The organism is Escherichia sp. E1130, assembly GCF_005781065.1.
Taxonomy (GTDB): Bacteria; Pseudomonadota; Gammaproteobacteria; order Enterobacterales; family Enterobacteriaceae; genus Escherichia.
This window is the reverse complement of record NZ_VATL01000019.1, coordinates 106,662-128,413: the sequence shown is the minus strand read 5'-3', so window position 1 is coordinate 128,413 and position 21,752 is coordinate 106,662. Positions and strand designations below refer to the sequence as shown.

Genomic DNA, 21,752 nt, shown 5'->3' with positions numbered 1-21,752 from the left:
CGTTTTGCTTTAATCGACCAGATGGTATTTTTCCGAGAGCACATGGGCCAGGTGTTTGAACATATTAAACACCGCGGTGCTTTTCGCTGTCGGCAATCCTTGTTCATCGAAAAAATAATCGCCGCTAAACACCAGCACGCCATTACGCTGCGTGACGCCGGTGGCTTCAATCCCTGCGAGCGTATCCTCATGCTCACGTATGATTTTGTTAGCCTCTTTCAACAGCGTTTCGCGGTCGATGGGTTGTGTCTCTTTGTTCATTATTTACTCCTTAAACAAGGACATTAGTCTACGCCAGGCATGGCTTGCAGACAAATATACCACGCTGACGGCAAGAGCGCCTTACTGGCAACTTTGGATTTTGCATGCTAATAAAGTTGCGTAACGGATTTTATCAGGTACAGTGTGACGCTTTCGTCAATCTGGCAATAGATTTGCTTGACATTCGACCAAAATTACGTCGTGCTATAGCGCCTGTAGGCCAGACCTGTTAACTCAGTCACCTGAATTATCGTGAACAGAGTCACGACAAGGGGTTGATATCCGCAGAGAGCGAGTCCATATCGGTAACTCGTTGCCAGTGGAAGGTTTATCAATGTGCGACGCATTCCTGGAAGAATCAAATTAGGTAAGGTGAATATGGGTAAAGCTCTTGTCATCGTTGAGTCCCCGGCAAAAGCCAAAACGATCAACAAGTATCTGGGTAGTGACTACGTGGTGAAATCCAGCGTCGGTCACATCCGCGATTTGCCGACCAGTGGCTCAGCTGCCAAAAAGAGTGCCGACTCTACCTCCACCAAGACGGCTAAAAAGCCTAAAAAGGATGAACGTGGCGCTCTCGTCAACCGTATGGGGGTTGACCCGTGGCACAATTGGGAGGCGCACTATGAAGTGTTGCCAGGTAAAGAGAAGGTCGTCTCTGAACTGAAACAACTGGCTGAAAAAGCCGACCACATCTATCTCGCAACCGACCTTGACCGCGAAGGGGAAGCCATTGCATGGCACCTGCGGGAAGTGATTGGTGGTGATGATGCGCGCTATAGCCGAGTGGTATTTAACGAAATTACGAAAAACGCGATTCGTCAGGCATTTAACAAGCCAGGTGAGCTGAATATCGATCGTGTTAATGCCCAGCAGGCGCGTCGCTTTATGGACCGCGTGGTGGGGTATATGGTTTCTCCGCTGCTGTGGAAAAAAATTGCTCGTGGTCTGTCTGCCGGGCGTGTGCAGTCGGTGGCGGTCCGCCTGGTGGTTGAACGTGAGCGTGAAATTAAAGCGTTCGTACCGGAAGAGTTCTGGGAAGTGGATGCCAGCACGACCACGCCATCCGGCGAGGCATTGGCTTTGCAGGTGACTCATCAGAATGACAAACCGTTCCGCCCGGTCAATAAAGAACAAACTCAGGCTGCGGTAAGTCTGCTGGAAAAAGCGCGCTATAGCGTGCTGGAACGTGAAGACAAACCGACCACAAGCAAACCTGGCGCTCCTTTTATTACCTCTACGCTGCAACAGGCTGCCAGCACTCGTCTTGGTTTTGGCGTGAAAAAGACCATGATGATGGCGCAGCGTCTGTATGAAGCAGGCTATATCACTTACATGCGTACTGACTCCACTAACCTGAGTCAGGACGCGGTAAATATGGTTCGCGGTTATATCAGCGATAATTTTGGTAATAAATATCTGCCGGAAAGTCCGAATCAGTACGCCAGCAAAGAAAACTCACAAGAAGCGCACGAAGCAATTCGTCCTTCTGACGTCAATGTGATGGCGGAATCGCTGAAGGATATGGAAGCGGACGCACAGAAACTTTACCAGTTAATCTGGCGTCAGTTTGTTGCCTGTCAGATGACCCCGGCGAAATATGATTCCACCACGCTGACCGTTGGTGCAGGCGATTTCCGCCTGAAAGCACGCGGACGTATTCTGCGCTTTGATGGCTGGACGAAAGTAATGCCTGCGCTGCGTAAAGGCGATGAAGATCGTATTTTACCGGCAGTCGATAAAGGCGACTCTCTGTCGCTTGTTGAACTGACTCCGGCACAGCACTTTACCAAGCCGCCAGCCCGTTTCAGCGAAGCCTCGCTGGTTAAAGAACTGGAAAAACGCGGTATTGGTCGTCCGTCTACCTATGCGTCGATTATTTCGACCATCCAGGATCGCGGCTATGTGCGTGTGGAAAACCGTCGATTCTATGCGGAAAAAATGGGTGAAATCGTAACCGATCGTCTGGAAGAAAATTTCCGCGAATTAATGAATTACGACTTCACCGCGCAGATGGAAAACAGCCTCGACCAGGTGGCAAATCACGAAGCGGAGTGGAAAGCCGTACTGGATCACTTCTTCTCGGATTTCACCCAGCAGCTTGATAAAGCGGAAAAAGATCCGGAAGAGGGCGGTATGCGTCCAAACCAGATGGTTTTGACCAGCATTGATTGCCCTACCTGTGGCCGCAAAATGGGTATTCGTACAGCGAGCACCGGGGTATTCCTTGGCTGTTCTGGCTATGCGCTGCCGCCGAAAGAGCGTTGCAAAACCACCATTAACCTGGTGCCGGAAAACGAAGTACTGAACGTACTGGAAGGCGAAGACGCTGAAACTAACGCCCTGCGCGCCAAACGTCGTTGCCCGAAATGCGGCACGGCGATGGACAGCTATCTCATCGATCCAAAACGTAAGTTGCATGTTTGTGGTAATAACCCAACCTGCGATGGTTACGAGATCGAAGAGGGCGAATTCCGCATTAAAGGTTATGACGGCCCGATCGTTGAGTGTGAAAAATGTGGCTCTGAAATGCACCTGAAAATGGGGCGTTTCGGTAAATACATGGCCTGCACCAACGAAGAGTGTAAAAACACGCGTAAGATTTTACGTAACGGCGAAGTGGCGCCACCGAAAGAAGATCCGGTTCCGCTGCCAGAATTAGCGTGCGAAAAATCGGATGCTTATTTCGTGCTCCGTGACGGCGCTGCTGGAGTGTTCCTGGCTGCCAACACCTTCCCGAAATCTCGTGAAACGCGTGCGCCGCTGGTTGAAGAGCTTTATCGCTTCCGCGACCGTCTACCGGAAAAACTGCGTTATCTGGCGGAGGCTCCGCAGCAAGATCCAGACGGTAATAAGACAATGGTTCGCTTTAGCCGCAAAACTAAACAGCAATATGTCTCTTCGGAAAAAGACGGAAAGGCAACTGGCTGGTCAGCATTTTATGTTGATGGCAAATGGGTTGAAGGGAAAAAATAACCTTTAAGTCTGTCAGGTTTTTATAAACAAAGGGTCGCAAAAGCGGCCCTTTTTCATTGCATATTATTTTTTCTACATACCTATACACTAAAGCTATAAATGATATAGTGGTTATAGTTATCACTTTTTTTATTATTAAATCGTATTAGTCACCCGCCAGGTGTGGCGAAAAAACGATGTTCTGATGGCGTCTAATTGGATGGTTTAACATGAAATTACAACAACTTCGCTATATTGTTGAGGTAGTCAATCATAACCTGAATGTCTCCTCAACGGCTGAAGGACTTTACACATCACAACCCGGGATCAGTAAGCAAGTCAGAATGTTGGAAGATGAACTGGGCATTCAAATTTTTTCCCGTAGCGGTAAGCACCTGACGCAGGTAACCCCCGCAGGGCAGGAAATTATCCGTATTGCTCGTGAAGTGTTGTCAAAGGTCGACGCCATTAAATCGGTAGCCGGTGAACACACCTGGCCTGATAAAGGCTCGCTGTATATTGCCACTACCCATACTCAGGCACGTTATGCGCTGCCAAATGTCATTAAAGGCTTTATCGAGCGTTATCCTCGAGTTTCTTTGCATATGCATCAGGGCTCGCCGACACAAATTGCTGATGCAGTCTCTAAAGGTAATGCTGATTTCGCAATTGCCACGGAAGCCCTGCATTTATATGAAGATTTAGTGATGTTGCCGTGCTACCACTGGAACCGGGCCATTGTGGTAACCCCGGATCATCCTCTGGCGGGCAAAAAGGAAATCACGATTGAAGAACTGGCGCAGTATCCGCTAGTAACCTATACCTTCGGCTTTACCGGCCGTTCCGAACTGGACACAGCGTTTAACCGCGCAGGGCTGACACCGCGTATTGTCTTCACAGCAACTGATGCTGACGTCATTAAAACCTACGTTCGTCTTGGGCTGGGAGTTGGGGTCATTGCCAGCATGGCGGTCGATCCGGTTTCAGACCCCGATCTGGTGCGTGTCGATGCACATGATATCTTCAGCCACAGCACAACTAAAATTGGTTTTCGCCGTAGTACGTTTTTACGCAGCTATATGTATGATTTCATTCAGCGTTTTGCGCCGCATTTAACGCGAGACGTCGTTGATGCCGCCGTAGCACTGCGTTCCAATGAAGAAATTGAAGTCATGTTCAAAGATATCAAATTGCCAGAAAAATAATTACCCACGTTATTTCCGGCATCTTTTTATGTGACAAAGGTGCCGGAATATATTCTCTATTCCTTTTTATTTGTTAGTCGCTCACAATATAAATATCCACAAAATTTTTATGGCAAATCGAGCATAAAGTAGTGTCTATTTATCCGCGTTGCAAACTCCACTCTTCAAATATCTATTTCAGGTCAAAAGATTGAATTATTCACTGGAAACGATTCGTAAATTCGCTGGATTTTTGACTAAAGTTTCATTAGGATTTGTCCTATCATTTGATTAATTATACCAATCGTTTAGCATCTTTCTGATAAGTGATGGCGATTATATGAGGTTAGCAATGCCTTCTGGAAATCAGGACCCCCGCCGGGACCCTGAATTAAAACGCAAAGCCTGGCTTGCGGTATTTCTTGGTTCTGCGCTCTTTTGGGTGGTTGTCGCACTGCTGATTTGGAAAGTGTGGGGATAACTATGGTCGTTCAGGAGCAACATCAGGAGCCGTCACCATTATGTCAGCAGAATGACAATGCAACGGAAACGAAACGGGATTGTTCCGTCGTTATACCCCATAGCTGGAAACTAACACCGCAACAGCAAGCCTTTATAGAGATGTTTGCTGAAGATGATCAGCAGAAACAATAATTATCATCATTTTTGTTCCCCAATATATTAATGAATATAACGGCTTTTATTACACCACAGCAATAACAGGTTGAGTTATCTCAACATAAAGTAATAACTGTTAAGGGTGTAGCCTATGATCACTACAAATACGAAATACTGGTCCTGGATGGGCGCATTTTCTCTGTCGATGCTCTTCTGGGCTGAACTCCTCTGGATCGTTACTCACTGATCCCTGACCCCGCTGCGGCGGGGTTTTCTTTTGCTTTGCCACACGTTTTCTCCTCTTTTATCAATTTGGGTTGTTATCAAATCGTTACGCGATGTTTGTGTTATCTTTAATATTCACCCTGAAGAGAATCAGGGCATCGCAACCCTGTTATTAAGGAGGAGCTATGTCGTCAACCCTACGAGAAGCCAGTAAGGACACGTTGCAGGCCAAAGATAAAACTTACCACTACTACAGCCTGCCGCTTGCTGCCAAATCACTGGGCGATATCACCCGTCTGCCTAAGTCGCTCAAAGTTCTGCTCGAAAACCTGCTGCGCTGGCAGGATGGCAATTCGGTCACCGAAGACGATATTCATGCGCTGGCGGGATGGCTGAAAAATGCCCATGCCGACCGCGAAATTGCCTACCGTCCAGCCAGAGTGCTGATGCAGGATTTTACCGGCGTACCTGCTGTTGTTGATCTTGCGGCGATGCGGGAAGCAGTAAAACGTCTCGGTGGCGATACCGCGAAGGTGAATCCACTCTCACCAGTCGATCTGGTGATTGACCACTCGGTTACCGTCGATCGCTTTGGCGATGATGAGGCATTTGAGGAAAACGTACGCCTGGAAATGGAGCGCAACCACGAGCGTTATGTATTTCTGAAATGGGGGCAGCAGGCGTTCAGTCGTTTTAGCGTTGTGCCACCAGGCACTGGGATTTGCCACCAGGTGAACCTCGAATATCTCGGCAAAGCGGTGTGGAGTGAATTGCAGGAGGGGGAGTGGATTGCTTATCCGGATACGCTCGTTGGCACCGACTCGCACACGACCATGATCAACGGTCTTGGTGTGTTAGGCTGGGGCGTTGGTGGAATTGAAGCGGAAGCGGCGATGTTAGGTCAGCCAGTTTCCATGCTTATTCCTGATGTGGTGGGCTTTAAACTCACCGGTAAACTGCGTGAAGGCATTACCGCCACCGACCTGGTGCTGACCGTTACTCAGATGCTACGTAAACATGGCGTAGTAGGTAAATTCGTCGAATTTTACGGTGATGGTCTGGATTCACTGCCACTGGCGGATCGTGCAACCATTGCCAATATGTCGCCGGAATATGGTGCGACCTGCGGCTTCTTCCCAATCGACGCTGTCACTCTCGATTACATGCGGTTAAGCGGCCGTAGTGAAGACCAGGTTGAACTGGTTGAGAAATATGCTAAAGCGCAGGGGATGTGGCGGAACACAGGTGATGAACCGGTGTTTACCAGTACGCTTGAATTGAATATGAACGACGTAGTCGCTAGTCTTGCCGGTCCAAAGCGTCCACAAGATCGTATTGCGCTGCCTGATGTGCCAAAAGCTTTTGCCGCCAGTAATGAACTGGAAGTCAACGCCACGCATAAAGATCGCCAGCCGGTCGATTATGTTATGAACGGGTATCAGTATCAGTTGCCTGATGGTGCGGTGGTTATTGCTGCGATAACGTCGTGTACCAATACCTCTAACCCCAGCGTGCTGATGGCGGCCGGATTACTGGCGAAAAAAGCCGTCACCTTGGGGCTGAAACGACAACCGTGGGTCAAAGCGTCTCTCGCGCCTGGCTCGAAAGTGGTTTCTGACTATCTGGCAAAAGCCAAACTGACGCCGTATCTTGATGAACTGGGTTTTAACCTTGTGGGCTATGGTTGTACCACCTGTATTGGTAACTCTGGTCCGTTGCCCGATCCTATCGAAACCGCGATCAAAAAGGGCGATTTAACCGTTGGCGCGGTACTGTCTGGCAACCGTAACTTTGAAGGACGTATTCATCCGCTGGTTAAAACCAACTGGTTGGCTTCTCCGCCGCTGGTGGTTGCCTATGCACTAGCGGGCAATATGAATATCAACCTGGCTTCCGAACCTCTGGGGCACGATCGTAAAGGCGATCCGGTATATCTGAAAGATATCTGGCCATCGACTCAAGAGATTGCTCGCGCTGTTGCGCAAGTCTCCACTGAAATGTTCCGTAAGGAGTACGCGGAAGTTTTCGAAGGGACTGCGGAGTGGAAGGAGATTAAGGTTGTACGATCAGATACCTACGGATGGCAGGATGATTCGACCTACATTCGCTTATCGCCTTTCTTTGATGAAATGCAGGCAACCCCTGCGCCAGTGGAAGATATTCACGGTGCGCGAATTCTGGCAATGCTGGGGGATTCGGTTACCACTGACCATATCTCTCCGGCAGGCAGCATTAAGCCTGATAGTCCCGCGGGTCGATATCTACAAGGTCGTGGTGTTGAGCGTAAAGATTTTAACTCCTACGGTTCGCGTCGTGGTAACCATGAAGTGATGATGCGTGGCACGTTCGCCAATATTCGCATTCGTAACGAAATGGTGCCTGGTGTTGAAGGGGGGATGACGCGCCATCTACCAGGCAATGATGTTATCTCTATTTATGATGCGGCGATGCGCTATCAGCAAGAGAAAACACCGCTGGCGGTAATTGCCGGGAAAGAATATGGGTCAGGTTCGAGTCGAGACTGGGCGGCAAAAGGCCCGCGTCTGCTCGGTATTCGCGTGGTGATTGCAGAATCGTTTGAACGTATTCATCGTTCGAATTTAATCGGCATGGGTATTTTGCCGCTGGAGTTCCCGCAAGGGGTGACGCGTAAATCGTTAGGGCTGACGGGGGAAGAGAAGATTGATATTGCCGATCTGCAAAATCTGCAACCTGGCGCTACGGTTTCTGTGACAGTAACGCGAGCTGATGGTGTGCAGGACGTTGTGCCGTGCCGTTGTCGCATCGACACTGCAACAGAATTAACCTATTACCAGAACGACGGTATTTTGCATTATGTCATTCGTAATATGTTGAAGTAATTCAACTTTAGTTGCCGGATGTGGATTATCCGGCAAATATATTAAGTCTGTAGCGAACAGGGTTATTTGTTGAACAAATGGCCCATTTTCTCGGCTTTAGTATCGAGATAGTGTTCATTATTTGGGTTACGGCCAACAATCAACGGCACGCGTTCAACAATGTTGATACCCGCTTCGGTCAGAATTTCGACTTTTTTCGGGTTGTTGGTTAACAGACGGACTTCATTAACGCCCAGTAACTTGAACATGTCGGCGCAGAGGGTGAAATCACGTTCATCAGCGGCGAAACCTAACTGATGATTGGCCTCTACAGTATCGTAACCTTGATCCTGTAACGCATAAGCACGGATTTTATTCAACAAACCGATGTTACGTCCTTCCTGACGGTGGTACAGCAAAATACCACGGCCTTCTTCGGCAATATGCGTCAATGCCGCTTCAAGCTGGAAGCCGCAATCGCAGCGCAAGCTGAACAGGGCATCACCGGTCAGACACTCAGAATGGACGCGTGCCAGGACAGGAGTATGTCCTGAAATGTCGCCATAAACTAACGCGACATGATCGTGTCCGGTTGCCAGTTCTTCAAATCCCACCATCAGGAAATCGCCCCATGGGGTTGGCAGTTTGGCTTCTGCCACACGTTTAAGCTGCATGAAATTCTCCAGATAATGCTGGTTCTGTATTGGCTTATTTTGCCATAACGCGAAGGGGTTCTCCTAATCACGACGCGCCAATCGTTCACTGAATGGCACAAATCTGTCAATTTTTACTGGAGCAGGCATTTTCAGTTATGATTGTGGGAATTATAAAAAGGAGAGGCCATGCGTTCGATTGCCAGACGTACCGCAGTGGGAGCTGCACTATTACTTGTAATGCCGGTAGCTGTATGGATTTCTGGCTGGCGTTGGCAACCAGGAGATCAAAGTTGGCTGTTAAAAGCGGCCTTTTGGATCACTGAAACCGTTACTCAGCCCTGGGGCGTCATTACACATCTGATTTTATTCGTTTGGTTTCTCTGGTGTCTGCGTTTTCGCCTCAAAGCCGCAATTATGCTGTTTACCATTCTGGCTGCGGCGATCCTCATTGGACAAGGCGTGAAATCCTGGATAAAAGATAAAGTTCAGGAGCCGCGCCCCTTTGTGATATGGCTGGAAAAAACACATCATATTCCGGTTGAGGAGTTCTACACTTTAAAACGTGCGGAACGCGGAAGTTTAGTGAAAGAACAGTTGGCTGCAGAAAATAATATACCGGGCTATTTACGCTCTCACTGGCAGAAAGAGACGGGTTTTGCCTTTCCTTCCGGTCACACGATGTTTGCTGCCAGTTGGGCGCTGCTGGCCGTTGGGTTACTGTGGCCGCGTCGGCGAACATTCACCATTGCACTCTTGCTGGTTTGGGCCACGGGAGTCATGGGAAGCCGTCTGCTACTCGGGATGCATTGGCCGCGTGATTTGGTGGTGGCTACATTGATTTCGTGGGCGCTGGTGGCGGTGGCAACCTGGCTTGCACAACGAATTTGTGGGCCATTAACACCACCGCCGGAAGAAAATCGTGAGATAGCGCAACGAGAAGAAGAAAGTTAACGCTGGTTGATTTTCTGATTTTCGCCCTTAAATCACCAACAATGCACGTAGTTGCCATTTCGCAGTCGGCGTGAAAATGGTACTTTAAAGGGCTATTGCGGTAAGTTGACCATAATTTATGCGCTCTAACCACATAACGGGAAGTAATGTGAAATATTTACTCATTTTCTTATTGGTGTTGGCGATTTTCGTGATTTCGGTCACGTTAGGTGCGCAGAACGATCAACAGGTGACGTTTAACTATCTGTTAGCGCAAGGGGAGTATCGTATCTCTACTTTGCTGGCGGTATTGTTTGCTGCGGGTTTTGCTATCGGTTGGTTAATTTGCGGACTGTTCTGGCTGCGAGTTCGTGTTTCTCTGGCGCGTGCTGAACGTAAAATAAAGCGACTGGAAAACCAGCTTTCACCCGCGACTGATGTGGCGGTAGCGCCGCATGCGTCAGTGGCGAAGGAATAACCTTCTATGCTGGAGTTGTTGTTTCTGCTTTTGCCTGTAGCCGCTGCCTATGGCTGGTATATGGGCCGCAGAAGTGCGCAACAAAACAAGCAAGATGAAGCCAATCGCCTGTCACGTGATTACGTGGCGGGGGTTAACTTTCTGCTTAGCAATCAACAAGATAAGGCGGTGGACCTGTTCCTCGATATGCTCAAAGAGGACACCGGCACCGTTGAAGCCCACCTTACGCTCGGAAACTTGTTCCGATCCCGTGGCGAAGTCGATCGCGCAATTCGCATCCACCAAACCTTAATGGAAAGCGCCTCGCTGACCTATGAACAGCGCCTGTTGGCAATTCAGCAACTGGGTCGTGATTACATGGCTGCCGGATTGTACGATCGTGCGGAAGATATGTTTAATCAATTGACTGATGAAACTGACTTCCGTGTTGGCGCTTTGCAACAACTCCTGCAAATCTACCAGGCCACCAGTGAATGGCAAAAGGCGATCGATGTCGCCGAACGTTTGGTTAAACTGGGTAAAGATAAACAGCGGGTCGAAATAGCTCATTTCTATTGTGAATTAGCTCTTCAATACATTGCCAGCGAAGATCTCGATCGTGCCATGACGTTGCTGAAAAAAGGGGCGGCGGCCGACAAAAACAGCGCGCGCGTATCCATCATGATGGGGCGTGTTTTTATGGCCAAAGGCGAGTATGGCAAAGCGGTCGAAAGCCTGCAACGCGTTATTTCTCAGGACAGAGAACTGGTCAGCGAAACGCTGGAAATGCTGCAAACCTGCTATCAGCAGTTGGGTAAAACTGACGAATGGGCAGAGTTTCTCCAGCGAGCGGTGGAAGAAAATACGGGTGCTGATGCTGAACTGATGCTTGCTGACATCATTGAATCGCGTGACGGGAGCGATGCAGCTCAGGTTTACATTACGCGGCAGTTGCAACGTCATCCAACCATGCGCGTGTTCCACAAATTGATGGATTACCACCTCAATGAAGCGGAAGAAGGGCGTGCAAAAGAGAGCCTGATGGTGCTGCGCGATATGGTTGGTGAGAAGGTACGCAGTAAGCCGCGTTATCGCTGCCAGAAGTGTGGTTTTACCGCTTATACCCTTTACTGGCATTGTCCGTCCTGTCGGGCCTGGTCGACCATTAAACCAATTCGTGGTCTGGACGGTCTGTAGTTTTTAAAAAAAATCAACTTTAGTTACAACATACTAATGGTTGTTATCAACAAATGTGCTTCGGTAACGCCTGCATAAAAAAGCCTGACAGGGGAGAAATCGCAACTGTTAATTTTTTATTTCCACGGGTAGAATGCACGCCGTTTACCTTTTTCGCGCCACTTCCGGTGCCCATCATCAAGAAGGTCTGGTCATGACGTTAACTGCTTCATCTTCTTCCCGCGCTGTTACGCGTTCTCCCGTCGTTGTTGCCCTTGATTATAATAATCGTGATGCTGCGCTGGCATTTGTCGAAAAAATCGACCCACGCGATTGTCGTCTGAAAGTTGGCAAAGAGATGTTTACGCTGTTTGGGCCACAGTTTGTCCGTGAACTGCAAGAGCGTGGTTTTGATATCTTCCTTGACCTGAAATTTCACGACATTCCCAACACAGCAGCGCACGCCGTGGCTGCAGCGGCTGACTTAGGTGTGTGGATGGTGAATGTTCATGCCTCTGGCGGGGCGCGTATGATGACCGCTGCTCGTGAGGCGCTGGTTCCGTTTGGCAAAGACGCGCCGTTGTTAATAGCGGTAACTGTGCTGACTAGCATGGAATCAAGCGATCTGGCGGATCTCGGCGTGACACTGTCACCAGCGGATTATGCAGAGCGTCTGGCGGCGCTGACACAAAAATGTGGTCTTGATGGCGTGGTGTGTTCTGCCCAGGAAGCCGTTCGTTTTAAACAAGCGTTTGGTCAGGACTTCAAACTGGTTACGCCGGGTATTCGTCCGCAGGGGAGTGATGCTGGAGACCAGCGCCGCATTATGACGCCAGAACAGGCGCTGGCAGCTGGGGTTGATTATATGGTGATTGGTCGCCCGGTGACGCAATCTGCGGATCCAGCGCAAACGCTGAAAGCGATCAACGCCTCGTTACAGCGGAGTGCATAATGAGTGATTCCAACAGCCGTCTGGTCTATTCAACGGAGACTGGACGTATCGATGAACCGAAAGTGGCCCCTTTACGCCCTAAAGGTGATGGCGTTGTGCGTATTCAACGTCAAACCAGCGGCCGTAAAGGTAAGGGTGTTTGCCTGATTACTGGTGTTGATCTCGATGAAGCTGAACTGATAAAGCTAGCGGCAGAACTGAAGAAAAAATGCGGCTGCGGAGGGTCAGTAAAAGAAGGAATTATCGAAATTCAGGGTGATAAGCGTGATTTATTAAAATCAATGCTTGAAGCGAAAGGCATGAAGGTAAAACTCGCCGGCGGTTAACAAAAAAAGCCACGAAAATATTCCGTGGCTTTCGTTTATTTTACTGTGTGTATTATTCAGTTATTTCGTACTGAACAGAGTTAAGCGTATTATAATTGCGAGTCGCTAATCGACATTTATTTACGATTATTTACCGACCTGGTGACCGATAATACCACCGACTGCCGCACCGCCTAACGTACCCAGCGTGCTGCCATCAGTCAGTACTGCACCACCTAAAGCACCTGCACCCGCACCGATTGCGGTATTACGATCTCGTTTAGACCAGTTAGAACAGGCACTCAGAGACATAGCCAGCGTAATCGCCAGAACAGCCGCGGTCATTTTTTTGCTCGTTACAAACATAATACTCTCTCCTGAATTTATGATTCACGGAAGTAAGCTCTCTTTAACTATAATAGTTAAGACGCTTTCTGAAAAAGTTATTTTCCGTGAAATCCTCTCGCGCAGGGTTATATCACGCAGGTGACAGTCACTTCCTGTTATATCGCTAATGTTAAGTTTACAACTTTGAAGTTTTAAGGACAGGTAAATAGTCTTAATTAACAGCCAGGAATCATCTTAGAGCGGATGATTTGCGAAAGTGCAAATCATCCGTAGAGGAGGGGAAATTAATTGTCGACGACGTGAACTGTCAGTCTATTATGCTCAAGATGCAACAGGTGGCTGGCAGGTATCTTCGAGTCGGTAATGACCCGTTTGATTTTCTCAACAGGGCCGATGGAGTAAGAATGTACGGCACCAAATTTTGAGCTGTCCGTCAGAACTATTGCTTCGCACTCTTTTTCCAACACTGCATTGACTACGTCGGTACGCATCATGTCGCGTCCAGTAAATCCAGTTTCAGGTTGCCAGCCATCAATACCAATAAATGCCTTACTGAAATGAACCTGCTGGATACACTGACGTGTCAGAGGGCCAACCATGCTTTCGCTTTTTTTCTGGTACACGCCACCAAGTAAAATGACTTCACAGGGGGCGTCTTTCAACAAATGCGCAATGTAGCTGCTAACCGTAATGATGGTAACATCTTTCTTCTGTTCGCCTAACGTGCGAGCCAGAAGGGCATTGCTGCTGCCATTTTCAATAAAGATAGTTTCACCTGACTGAACCAGAGCAGCCGCAAACTCGGCAAGTTCACGCTTCAGCGTATAATTACTCATCATCCTGGTTTCAACATCATCGCTATCAAGCGAAACTGCAAAACCATGCGCGCGGCGCAGATAACTCAGTTTTTCGAGGGTGTTGAGATCCTGGCGAATAGTAACTTCAGAAACACCAGTGGTTTTTGCCAGTTCGGTTACGCTAACCTGACCCTGGTCAATGACCATCTGTAGAATTGTTTGTTGTCGGGAATTCATCGCTGTAATTCTTATAACGTTATAATATTCAATAAAAAAGCTGACGCGCCTGGCATCCTTTTCTGCTAAATGGAAAGCCTGAAAGCACGACTGTTAAATCTCCCACGGTGCCTTCGGGATGTCTGGCGTAGATGCAGCAACCTGGCGCAAGAGTTCTGCTTTTAGTATCTCGAGATTATGGATCGCAGAGTGGTGATCGCCCGCCACAAGGATATCTAACACAATATCAATACGTTCGGCAACGCGCTGGGCATCAAATTCAGACATGAGGGTATCCTTATGGCAAATAAAGGCAAAAATGAATAATGCAAAAATTGCCACTAAAAGAGAAGCGTATAGTGGCAAAGGCCAATTTTCATTCGAGAAAATGATGTGTGATAAGATTATATATCGCTAATTATATACATTCGTCTCTTTATAAGCGTTTCAGGTAACGTTTAAACCAACGTTCAAAGGCCACGGCAGGCATTGGTTTGGCAAACAAAAATCCTTGCCTCTCATTGATGCCGTTTTTGGTTAAAAAGGCATCTTCTTTTTTGCTTTCCACGCCTTCGGCGATGACTTGCAGATTCAATGCCTGTGCGACGGCGACAATCGCACGCACTAATGACTGCGAGACAGGTTGTTTGTGAATATTACGGACAAAAGCCTGGTCAAGTTTAATGGCATCGATGGGAAAACGGGCCAGTTGCGAAAGCGAAGAGTAACCGGTGCCAAAATCATCCAAATGCACTTGCGCGCCTAACTGACTAAATTGCTGAATGACGGAGAGGGCGAGTTCATCATTTTCTATCAGACAGCTTTCAGTTAACTCGATATCAATAGGGCAGTATTCAAAATTCAGTTCTTGAAGAACCTGCTTCAGATCGGTAAAAAGAGTTTGATCGGCAAACTGGCGAGCAGAGATGTTCACCGCTACCCGCAGATTAATGCCTTTATCACGCCATTTCGCCACCTGACGCACCACATCGAGAATCACCCAACGTCCTAATGGAACAATTAGCCCAGACTCTTCTGCATAGGAAATAAAGTCTAACGGGGGAATGAGTCCGCGTTCAGGCGACTGCCAGCGCACCAACGCTTCCAGGCTTCGAACTTCACCGCGCCAGGTGATTTTTGGTTGATAATGAATAACTAACTGATCGTTTTCCAGCGCTTTACGCAGGTTGGTATCAAGCCAAAGATATTCGAAAACACGTTGGTTCATTTCTGGCGAAAAAACACAGAACTGTCCGCGCCCACCTTCTTTTGCGGTGTACATTGCGGTGTCGGCATGGCGAATAATGGCTGCGCTGTCCATACCATGTTGTGGCGAAAGTGAAATACCGACGGAACAGCCAGTATAAACTTCAATTAAACCAATACGGAAGGGTTGGCGAAGCCGGGTTAAAATACGTGATGCCATCGCTTCCAGTGCGCTTTGTGATGTATTGGGTGCCAGCACCAGAAACTCATCCCCGCCAGGACGCGCCAGCACCTGATCCTGTTCAAGGCAGCTTAAAATGGCCAGTGACACCTCACGTAACAACTGGTCGCCAAATAAATGCCCGTAAGCGTCGTTTACCTTTTTAAAATTGTCTAAATCAAGATATACAACACCAACCTTACAGTCGTTAGCTTGATCAATGGCATGATCGATTAACGCCTGCATGGCGTTACGATTCGGTAGTCCAGTGATGCTGTCGGTATTTGCCAGTATGCGAAGTCGTTCCTGGGCGCGACGCTCTTCGGTAATATCGGTGCCGGAACAGATTAAATAGATCTCATTTTTGCCGCTACCGCTGTGCACAAATTTGTTGCGAAACAGAAATAGCCGTTGACCGTTGCGCGTTGGTATCCAGAGCTCAATTTCATAAGCATTACCACTGCGAAAAAAGCCTCGGTTATTGCGGCTGGATGCCGCAGCTTCACGACGACTCATAAATAGCTTAAATACGCTTTGCCCAATGACATCGTGCTCTTTGAAACCTGTGTATTCTTCACATAATCGATTAAACCGTTGGATATTTCCCCGGCTGTCAAGAATGACTATCGCGGAATGAGCTTCAGACACTACCTGTTCAGCAAAAGAAAGCCCATGCGATAAATCGCGGGCTACTGCAAGTGTGTCATGCCATGCAGACGCGTTGCCGCCCCATTCGCGCTTATTGATTTTTCGTCCAACCAGATGCACAGAAAGATCGCTCTCATTGACGGTCAGACTCATCATCAGGCTGGAAGTGATGACCGTCATTTCCCTGATGCGAGCAGCCTGTTCAGCAGTTAACTGCAAAGTACGTTCAGGTTCTGTGGTTTCGGTGGTGGAAAAGCGCAAAACATCGCTGCTTTCCGATAAACGCCAGTATGGATTGTGCGATCCGAGAAAGTTGTACAACGTTGTGGACTCCCTAACTGTTTTCATGAAGCGTGTCTTCCGGTTAACAGCGGAGTTCGCGATTAAAAGAAAGGTCCAACATGAATTACATAAAATTAGCGACGGCTAAACGTATTGTTTTATTTATATATTTATTTGTAATCCAGTTTTGGAAAAACGCCAGTTTACAAACGAAAGTCTGTGAAAAAAGTCTGGGGGGATAAAAACGAATGCGGAGACGAGTAAAGTAAACGGCCCATCCGTAATGAATGGGCCGGAAAAGAATATTACGCTACCGGACGAGCAATAATGCTGCGAGTTTCCATACGAACTTCGGCAATAGTGACGTCGATAACATCGGTTACCTTGTAAACCGTTTCACCTTTAATTTGCACGGTGCCATTTTCCTGACTGCAAACCAGTTCGTCGCGTACGGCGTGTAAGAATGGCGCAGGAATAAAAGCGATAGCGCCATTATCAACCAGACGCACACGCATGCCGCCACGGCTGATATCGACAATTTCCGCCGCAAAACGGGTGTCGGTCCCGGCTTTGTCTTTCAGGAAACGGGCGTATAACCAATCACCGACATCACGTTCCGCCATCCTGTTGAGACGACGACGCTCGGCCATTTGAACGGTGATCTCATCCTGCGGACGCGTCGCCGTTTCGCCTTTGATGACCGCTTTCAGCAGACGATGGTTGATCATGTCGCCATACTTACGGATTGGTGAGGTCCAGGTGGCATACGCTTCCAGACCGAGGCCAAAGTGAGGGCCTGGCTCAGTGCTGATTTCGGCAAAGGACTGGAAACGACGAATACGGCTGTCGAGGAAACCGGTTGGTTGCGCATCCAGTTCGCGACGCAGCTTGCAGAAACCATCCAGCGTGAGCACTTCTTCAGCATCGACATGCAGACCGTGCGTTTTTAGCAATGCTGCCAGCGCTTCAGCATTTGCCGGATCAAAGCCCATATGCACGTTATAGATACCAAAACCGAGCTTATCGCGCAGTACGCGGGCAGCACAAATGTTAGCAGCAATCATCGCTTCTTCGACGATACGGTTGGCAATACGACGAGGCTCGGCGACGATATCCAGCACTTCACCTTTTTCACCGAGAATAAAACGGTAATCCGGGCGATCTTTAAACACCAGTGCATGGTTATGGCGCCACTCGCCGCGACGCTGGCAAATTTGCGCCAGAAGGCGAATTTGTTCGGCAATGGCCTCACTTTCTGGCTGCCAGTCGCCGGTGTTTTCCAGCCAGTCGGAAACCTGGTCATAAACCAGTTTCGCTTTGGACTCGATAGTCGCGGCAAAGAACTCGATATTGTCTTCAATGGTGCCATCTGCGGAGAGCGTCATCCGACACGCCATTACCGGGCGAACTTCATTGGCGCGCAGTGAGCAGAGATCGTCGGAAAGCTCACGCGGCAGCATTGGGATGTTGAAACCTGGCAGATAGTTGGTGAATGCACGAACTTTTGCCGCTTTGTCCAGTTTGCTACCTTCTGCAATCCACGCGGTTGGATCGGCAATCGCCACGATCAGTTGCAGTTTGTCATCCGGGAGCGCCTTCGCGAAGAGGGCGTCATCCATATCTTCCGTGCTGGCGCTATCGATGGTGACAAAATCCAGTGCAGTCAGATCTTCGCGCACCAGACCTTCGTCGAGCATTTCAGTAGCAACGCCGTTCGGCGCTTCTTTTTCCAGGTTATGACGCGCCAGAGTTACCCACCACGGCACGAAGTGATCGTCGCCAAAAGTGATGTACTGCGTGAGTTCTGCATAGAAAGAACGATCGCCTTTCAATGGATGACGGCGCATTTCGGCAACTGCCCAGTCGCCTTCTTTAAATTCATGTGTCAGGCCACGGGCTGCGCGGCAAGGAATGGCATCTTTCAATAATGGATGATCAGGGACAATGGCCAGACGGTCATTCTTGCCCTGAACTTTACCCACGAAGCGGGTTAGAAAAGGTTCAACCAGCTCTTCTGGTTCGGCAGATTCACGATCTTTTTCGCTGTGGATGACTGCGATAATTCTGTCGCCATGCATCACTTTTTTCATTTGCGGCGGCGGAATGAAATAACTTTTCTGTGCATCGACTTCCAGGAAGCCAAAGCCTTTTTCAGTGGCTTTTACCACCCCTTCAGCGCGGGGCGTCTGGGAATGCAGTTGCTGTTTAAGCTGCGCTAGCAGCGGGTTGTCCTGAAACATAATTGTCTATTTTGGTGGCCATTAGAGCGGCTGACAGTTTTACGCGATTCTGTCTGACGCAGCAAGGTTAATATGTTTCACCCAACGCGATTTTTAAGCGATTGATCCAGCCACAAAGCCCGCTCCATACCAACAAATTAATAACCTGTGTTGATGATATTTCGTGTTCGAGTAATGGGCTGAACTGGGCGGCGCTAAAGCGATCGGGTGCTCGGGTCAGCCATTGTATCGCCTGAACGGTAGCGCGCTCAACACAATGGCTATCAGCCCACCGATTAATTTCATTTTCGCCCTGACGTAGAATGAGGATTGCCTCTTTATATTCTGCTGTTGAATATGTTTGGCTAGCGAAGCAAGCGGCGCTGCCATTAATCCGCGCGGTTAACAACGTCGCAAGTTGATGGTTGGTTTTGGCGCTAACCAATGTGCTGGCGAATAGCTCCTCAAGGCGTGAAAGTAGAGCTGGGTGAAGATTGAGTATTTCGGTCAGTTGGCTGAGTTCAACCGACGAACTATTCACCGCATCTTCACATGATTTTTCTACGGCGTAGCAGGTACGCCAGCGAGTTGATTCATTCGCAAATAGTGATGCATCGGCGTAGTTTTGCATCTCCGGACCGGGTAGCCAACGAACTGGTTGCTCAAGATAAGCCTGCAATGAGGCAATCACTCGCGCCTGAAAACCGACAAAGCCAATAATTTGGTTAATGAACACACAGTCCCAGGCGGTAAGGCCGACATCTTTAAGATGCTCACGGGATCGACCGTCGATAATAGATGGAGAGAAGGCCAGTTGGCGGGCATATTGTGTGATTTGCGCCAGCCGATGATTACTTTCCCTGGAGGAATCCGGTCCGGGAAGTGGTGTCAGGCGCGCGGAATAGTAGTTGCACAACCGCTGGACGCCGCAGACCTGGGCAACAGTCAGAGCTGTAGACAGGCGTTCATAAGCGGTGAATGTCTGCAAGCGGGTCACGGCCAGCTGATCCGGGAACAATGTTCCAGCGAGTGCACGTGCGGGTGCCAGCCATGACTGAAAGGGGGCCAGCGTTTGTTCCTCAAGAATCACGTCGAGCAAAAAAGGGTCGTTGACCTTTGCGGCTTCGGGTACAAGTGGCAGAACGTTATGCTCTGAAGTGCTGGATTGGATTTCATGATACCAATGGCTTTTTCCTGAACTGTGGCGTTGTTCCATGGGCGCTCCTTGGTCATAACGGAAATCGTTATCCTGACGCAAGGCGGGAAGGGGAGAAAGACGGATCGGCGATAACAAATATCAGAAAGGTATAACAGAGAAAACGGGCGGCAGAACGCCGCCCATCTTGACCAACAGAACGATTATTTCAGTTCCAGTTCGTTCATTGCAGCGATGCTGAAACCGCCGTCAACGTGGACCACTTCACCGGAGATACCGGCAGAGAGATCGGAGCACAGGAACGCTGCGGAGTTACCCACATCTTCGATGGTAACGGTACGACGAATCGGCGTAACGGCTTCGCAGTGCGCCAGCATTTTACGGAAGTCTTTGATGCCGGAAGCGGCCAGCGTACGGATCGGACCTGCGGAAATGGCGTTAACACGCACACCTTCCGGCCCCATTGCGTTGGCCATATAGCGCACGTTAGCTTCCAGAGACGCTTTTGCCAGACCCATAACGTTGTAGTTCGGGATAGCGCGCTCAGCGCCCAGATAGGAAAGGGTCAGCAGAGCAGAGCCCGGATTCAGCATGGAGCGGCAAGCTTTTGCCATTGCAACGAAGCTGTAGGAGCTAATGTCGTGGGCAATTTTGAAGCCTTCACGAGTTACGGCATTAACATAGTCGCCATCCAGCTGATCGCCAGGTGCAAAACCAATAGAGTGTACGAAACCGTCAAATTTCGGCCAAACTTTACCCAGTTCAGCGAACATGGTGTCGATGCTGGCATCTTCGGCAACATCGCACTGCAGAACGATGTCAGAACCTAATTGAGCGGCAAATTCTTCTACGCGGCCTTTCAGTTTGTCGTTCTGGTAGGTGAATGCCAGTTCAGCTCCTTCGCGGTGCATCGCCTGAGCGATACCGTAGGCGATGGACAGTTTGCTGGCAACACCGGTTACCAGAATGCGCTTACCGGAAAGAAAACCCATAGCTTTAATCCTTATTGTTGATGCTTGTTGTGCCTGAAAATCAGGCGATTCGTCGTTTTAGTAAACAGTACGAACAGATAAACGGTTATTATAATCAACCTGGCTGTGGGTGGCTATAGTTGCGCTTTCTGTACCGGAGAGAATCAGCAGTCCAGAGCATTTTGCGACGCCTGCGAGGGGCCGATTGTGGAAATATCTTATAGCGTCTGGCTTTAAAACTATTCGTATTACTTCCGGTAAGTTTGATGATAAAACAGACGCGGATTTATCAGGTCCGGCGTTTGTTGTGTCATCGACGATTAATAATCTGGCGACAACAAGTCGCGGTCTTATCTCTGACAAATAGCCCCCAATTTAATATTGTCAACTATCTTCACAGAATCTCCACAATCTCTTCATTATCAGAATATACACCATGAATGAGATAAAAATACTTTCCCTCACTTTGGAGAAATGTATAATTGGCAAAAATGAGAATGATCGTTCTCACTAAGTGAAAGGACAGGAGACAGAAATGACCAGCAAGCTGGAGATACGTCACAAACAGCGTCAGGATGAAATCATCAACGCCGCCCGTCGGTGTTTTCGTCGTTGCGGTTTTCACGCCGCCAGTATGTCGCAAATTGCCAGCGAAGCTCAGCTTAGCGTGGGTCAGATATATCGTTACTTCGCCAATAAAGACGCCATTATTGAAGAGATGGTTCGCCGTATCATCGACTTTCGTATTGCCCAGATGGACATTGACGCGCGTACCGATCACTTCCCGGAAGTTCTTGCTTTGCGGAAATCCTTAAATGAGGACGACGACGCGTTGATGCTGGAAGTGGCTGCAGAAGCCACACGCAACCCACGGGTGATGGCGATGCTCGAGGAAGCTGACGCCAGAATGTTCGCTAACGGTTGTGCACATATGAAAAGAATGCATCCCCATCTTAGCGATGAGCACATTCGTTGCTGCGTTGAAGTGCTTGCCACCATGATGGAAGGTACGGTTTATCGTCGCTTAACACCGCAAAAAAGCGATCCCCAACGTCTGCAAAAAATATATCAGGACATTGTTAGTATGTTGATAAATTAATAAGAAAAGAATTAACCGATAGTGGGGGATA

General features: G+C 48.8%; 22 protein-coding genes. 13 read left to right on the top strand and 9 right to left on the bottom strand.

Features of this window, described 5'->3' with window-relative positions:
• Nucleotides 1–9: 9 nt before the first annotated feature.
• Complete coding sequence (locus FEK66_RS18295; protein WP_135493836.1) at nt 10–261, bottom strand: YciN family protein; 252 nt, start codon at nt 259–261, stop codon at nt 10–12.
• Nucleotides 262–639: 378 nt separating this feature from the next.
• Between FEK66_RS18295 and topA the strand changes: the two genes are divergently transcribed.
• The 6 genes from topA (at nt 640) to acnA (ending at nt 8,104) form a co-directional block, all read left to right on the top strand.
• Complete coding sequence (gene topA / locus FEK66_RS18290) at nt 640–3,237, top strand: type I DNA topoisomerase (RefSeq protein ID WP_130208855.1); 2,598 nt, start codon at nt 640–642, stop codon at nt 3,235–3,237.
• 209 nt (nt 3,238–3,446) lie between these two features.
• The gene (gene cysB / locus FEK66_RS18285; RefSeq protein WP_064527218.1) at nt 3,447–4,421 is read left to right on the top strand and encodes an HTH-type transcriptional regulator CysB; all 975 of its coding nucleotides are present in this window, start codon (nt 3,447–3,449) and stop codon (nt 4,419–4,421) included.
• A 319-nt stretch (nt 4,422–4,740) separates the two neighbouring features.
• Nucleotides 4,741–4,881: a YmiA family putative membrane protein gene (locus FEK66_RS18280; protein WP_212741620.1), complete on the top strand. Its 141-nt coding sequence runs from the start codon at nt 4,741–4,743 to the stop codon at nt 4,879–4,881.
• A gap of 2 nt (nt 4,882–4,883) precedes the next feature.
• Entirely contained in the window at nt 4,884–5,054 is a 171-nt protein-coding gene (locus FEK66_RS18275; RefSeq protein WP_130208853.1) for a hypothetical protein, read from the top strand.
• Nucleotides 5,055–5,169: 115 nt separating this feature from the next.
• Complete coding sequence (gene ymiC, locus FEK66_RS18270) at nt 5,170–5,265, top strand: small membrane protein YmiC (protein WP_130208851.1); 96 nt, start codon at nt 5,170–5,172, stop codon at nt 5,263–5,265.
• Nucleotides 5,266–5,428: 163 nt separating this feature from the next.
• Entirely contained in the window at nt 5,429–8,104 is a 2,676-nt protein-coding gene (gene acnA, locus FEK66_RS18265) for an aconitate hydratase AcnA (protein WP_135493840.1), read from the top strand.
• Nucleotides 8,105–8,166: 62 nt separating this feature from the next.
• Here acnA and ribA read toward each other — a convergent pair whose 3' ends face one another.
• Nucleotides 8,167–8,757, bottom strand: a complete 591-nt coding sequence (ribA, locus tag FEK66_RS18260; RefSeq protein ID WP_130208847.1) for a GTP cyclohydrolase II — start codon at nt 8,755–8,757, stop codon at nt 8,167–8,169.
• A 168-nt stretch (nt 8,758–8,925) separates the two neighbouring features.
• On the opposite strand from ribA, the gene pgpB reads away from it, so the two are divergent.
• The 5 genes from pgpB (at nt 8,926) to yciH (ending at nt 12,580) form a co-directional block, all read left to right on the top strand.
• A complete protein-coding gene (pgpB, locus tag FEK66_RS18255) occupies nt 8,926–9,690 on the top strand; it encodes a phosphatidylglycerophosphatase B (protein ID WP_135493842.1) in 765 nt (254 codons plus the stop codon).
• Between the two features lie 148 nt (nt 9,691–9,838).
• Nucleotides 9,839–10,147: a lipopolysaccharide assembly protein LapA gene (gene lapA, locus FEK66_RS18250; protein ID WP_130208843.1), complete on the top strand. Its 309-nt coding sequence runs from the start codon at nt 9,839–9,841 to the stop codon at nt 10,145–10,147.
• 6 nt (nt 10,148–10,153) lie between these two features.
• Nucleotides 10,154–11,323, top strand: coding sequence for a lipopolysaccharide assembly protein LapB (lapB, locus tag FEK66_RS18245; RefSeq protein WP_130208841.1), 1,170 nt, complete (start codon nt 10,154–10,156; stop codon nt 11,321–11,323).
• A gap of 193 nt (nt 11,324–11,516) precedes the next feature.
• Nucleotides 11,517–12,254 (top strand): orotidine-5'-phosphate decarboxylase, encoded by a 738-nt coding sequence (pyrF, locus tag FEK66_RS18240; protein WP_135406482.1) that lies wholly within the window; start codon nt 11,517–11,519, stop codon nt 12,252–12,254.
• The gene (gene yciH / locus FEK66_RS18235; RefSeq protein WP_135406484.1) at nt 12,254–12,580 is read left to right on the top strand and encodes a stress response translation initiation inhibitor YciH; all 327 of its coding nucleotides are present in this window, start codon (nt 12,254–12,256) and stop codon (nt 12,578–12,580) included. The genes pyrF and yciH overlap by 1 nt, the downstream gene beginning before the upstream one ends.
• Before the next feature lie 126 nt (nt 12,581–12,706).
• Here the strand turns inward: yciH and osmB are convergent, their stop codons facing one another.
• From osmB to pdeR, 4 genes are all read right to left on the bottom strand, one after another.
• A complete protein-coding gene (gene osmB, locus FEK66_RS18230) occupies nt 12,707–12,925 on the bottom strand; it encodes an osmotically-inducible lipoprotein OsmB (protein ID WP_000498252.1) in 219 nt (72 codons plus the stop codon).
• A 266-nt stretch (nt 12,926–13,191) separates the two neighbouring features.
• Nucleotides 13,192–13,941, bottom strand: a complete 750-nt coding sequence (locus tag FEK66_RS18225; protein ID WP_135493844.1) for a DNA-binding transcriptional regulator YciT — start codon at nt 13,939–13,941, stop codon at nt 13,192–13,194.
• Between the two features lie 93 nt (nt 13,942–14,034).
• Nucleotides 14,035–14,208, bottom strand: coding sequence for a protein YciZ (gene yciZ, locus FEK66_RS18220; RefSeq protein ID WP_130208833.1), 174 nt, complete (start codon nt 14,206–14,208; stop codon nt 14,035–14,037).
• A gap of 148 nt (nt 14,209–14,356) precedes the next feature.
• The gene (pdeR, locus tag FEK66_RS18215) at nt 14,357–16,342 is read right to left on the bottom strand and encodes a cyclic di-GMP phosphodiesterase (protein ID WP_135493846.1); all 1,986 of its coding nucleotides are present in this window, start codon (nt 16,340–16,342) and stop codon (nt 14,357–14,359) included.
• Nucleotides 16,343–16,395: 53 nt separating this feature from the next.
• Between pdeR and FEK66_RS18210 the strand changes: the two genes are divergently transcribed.
• Entirely contained in the window at nt 16,396–16,518 is a 123-nt protein-coding gene (locus FEK66_RS18210) for a hypothetical protein (protein ID WP_135493848.1), read from the top strand.
• Between the two features lie 63 nt (nt 16,519–16,581).
• On the opposite strand, the gene FEK66_RS18205 is transcribed toward FEK66_RS18210, so the two are convergent.
• The 3 genes from FEK66_RS18205 to fabI all read right to left on the bottom strand — a co-directional run bounded on the left by FEK66_RS18205 (nt 16,582) and on the right by fabI (nt 20,643).
• A complete protein-coding gene (locus FEK66_RS18205; RefSeq protein WP_130208827.1) occupies nt 16,582–18,516 on the bottom strand; it encodes an exoribonuclease II in 1,935 nt (644 codons plus the stop codon).
• A 67-nt stretch (nt 18,517–18,583) separates the two neighbouring features.
• The gene (locus FEK66_RS18200; protein WP_135493850.1) at nt 18,584–19,711 is read right to left on the bottom strand and encodes a CMD domain-containing protein; all 1,128 of its coding nucleotides are present in this window, start codon (nt 19,709–19,711) and stop codon (nt 18,584–18,586) included.
• 143 nt (nt 19,712–19,854) lie between these two features.
• Nucleotides 19,855–20,643, bottom strand: a complete 789-nt coding sequence (fabI, locus tag FEK66_RS18195) for an enoyl-ACP reductase FabI (RefSeq protein ID WP_000506490.1) — start codon at nt 20,641–20,643, stop codon at nt 19,855–19,857.
• Between the two features lie 514 nt (nt 20,644–21,157).
• On the opposite strand from fabI, the gene FEK66_RS18185 reads away from it, so the two are divergent.
• Nucleotides 21,158–21,721, top strand: coding sequence for a TetR/AcrR family transcriptional regulator (locus FEK66_RS18185; RefSeq protein ID WP_130208821.1), 564 nt, complete (start codon nt 21,158–21,160; stop codon nt 21,719–21,721).
• The last annotated feature ends 31 nt before the right edge of the window (nt 21,722–21,752 follow it).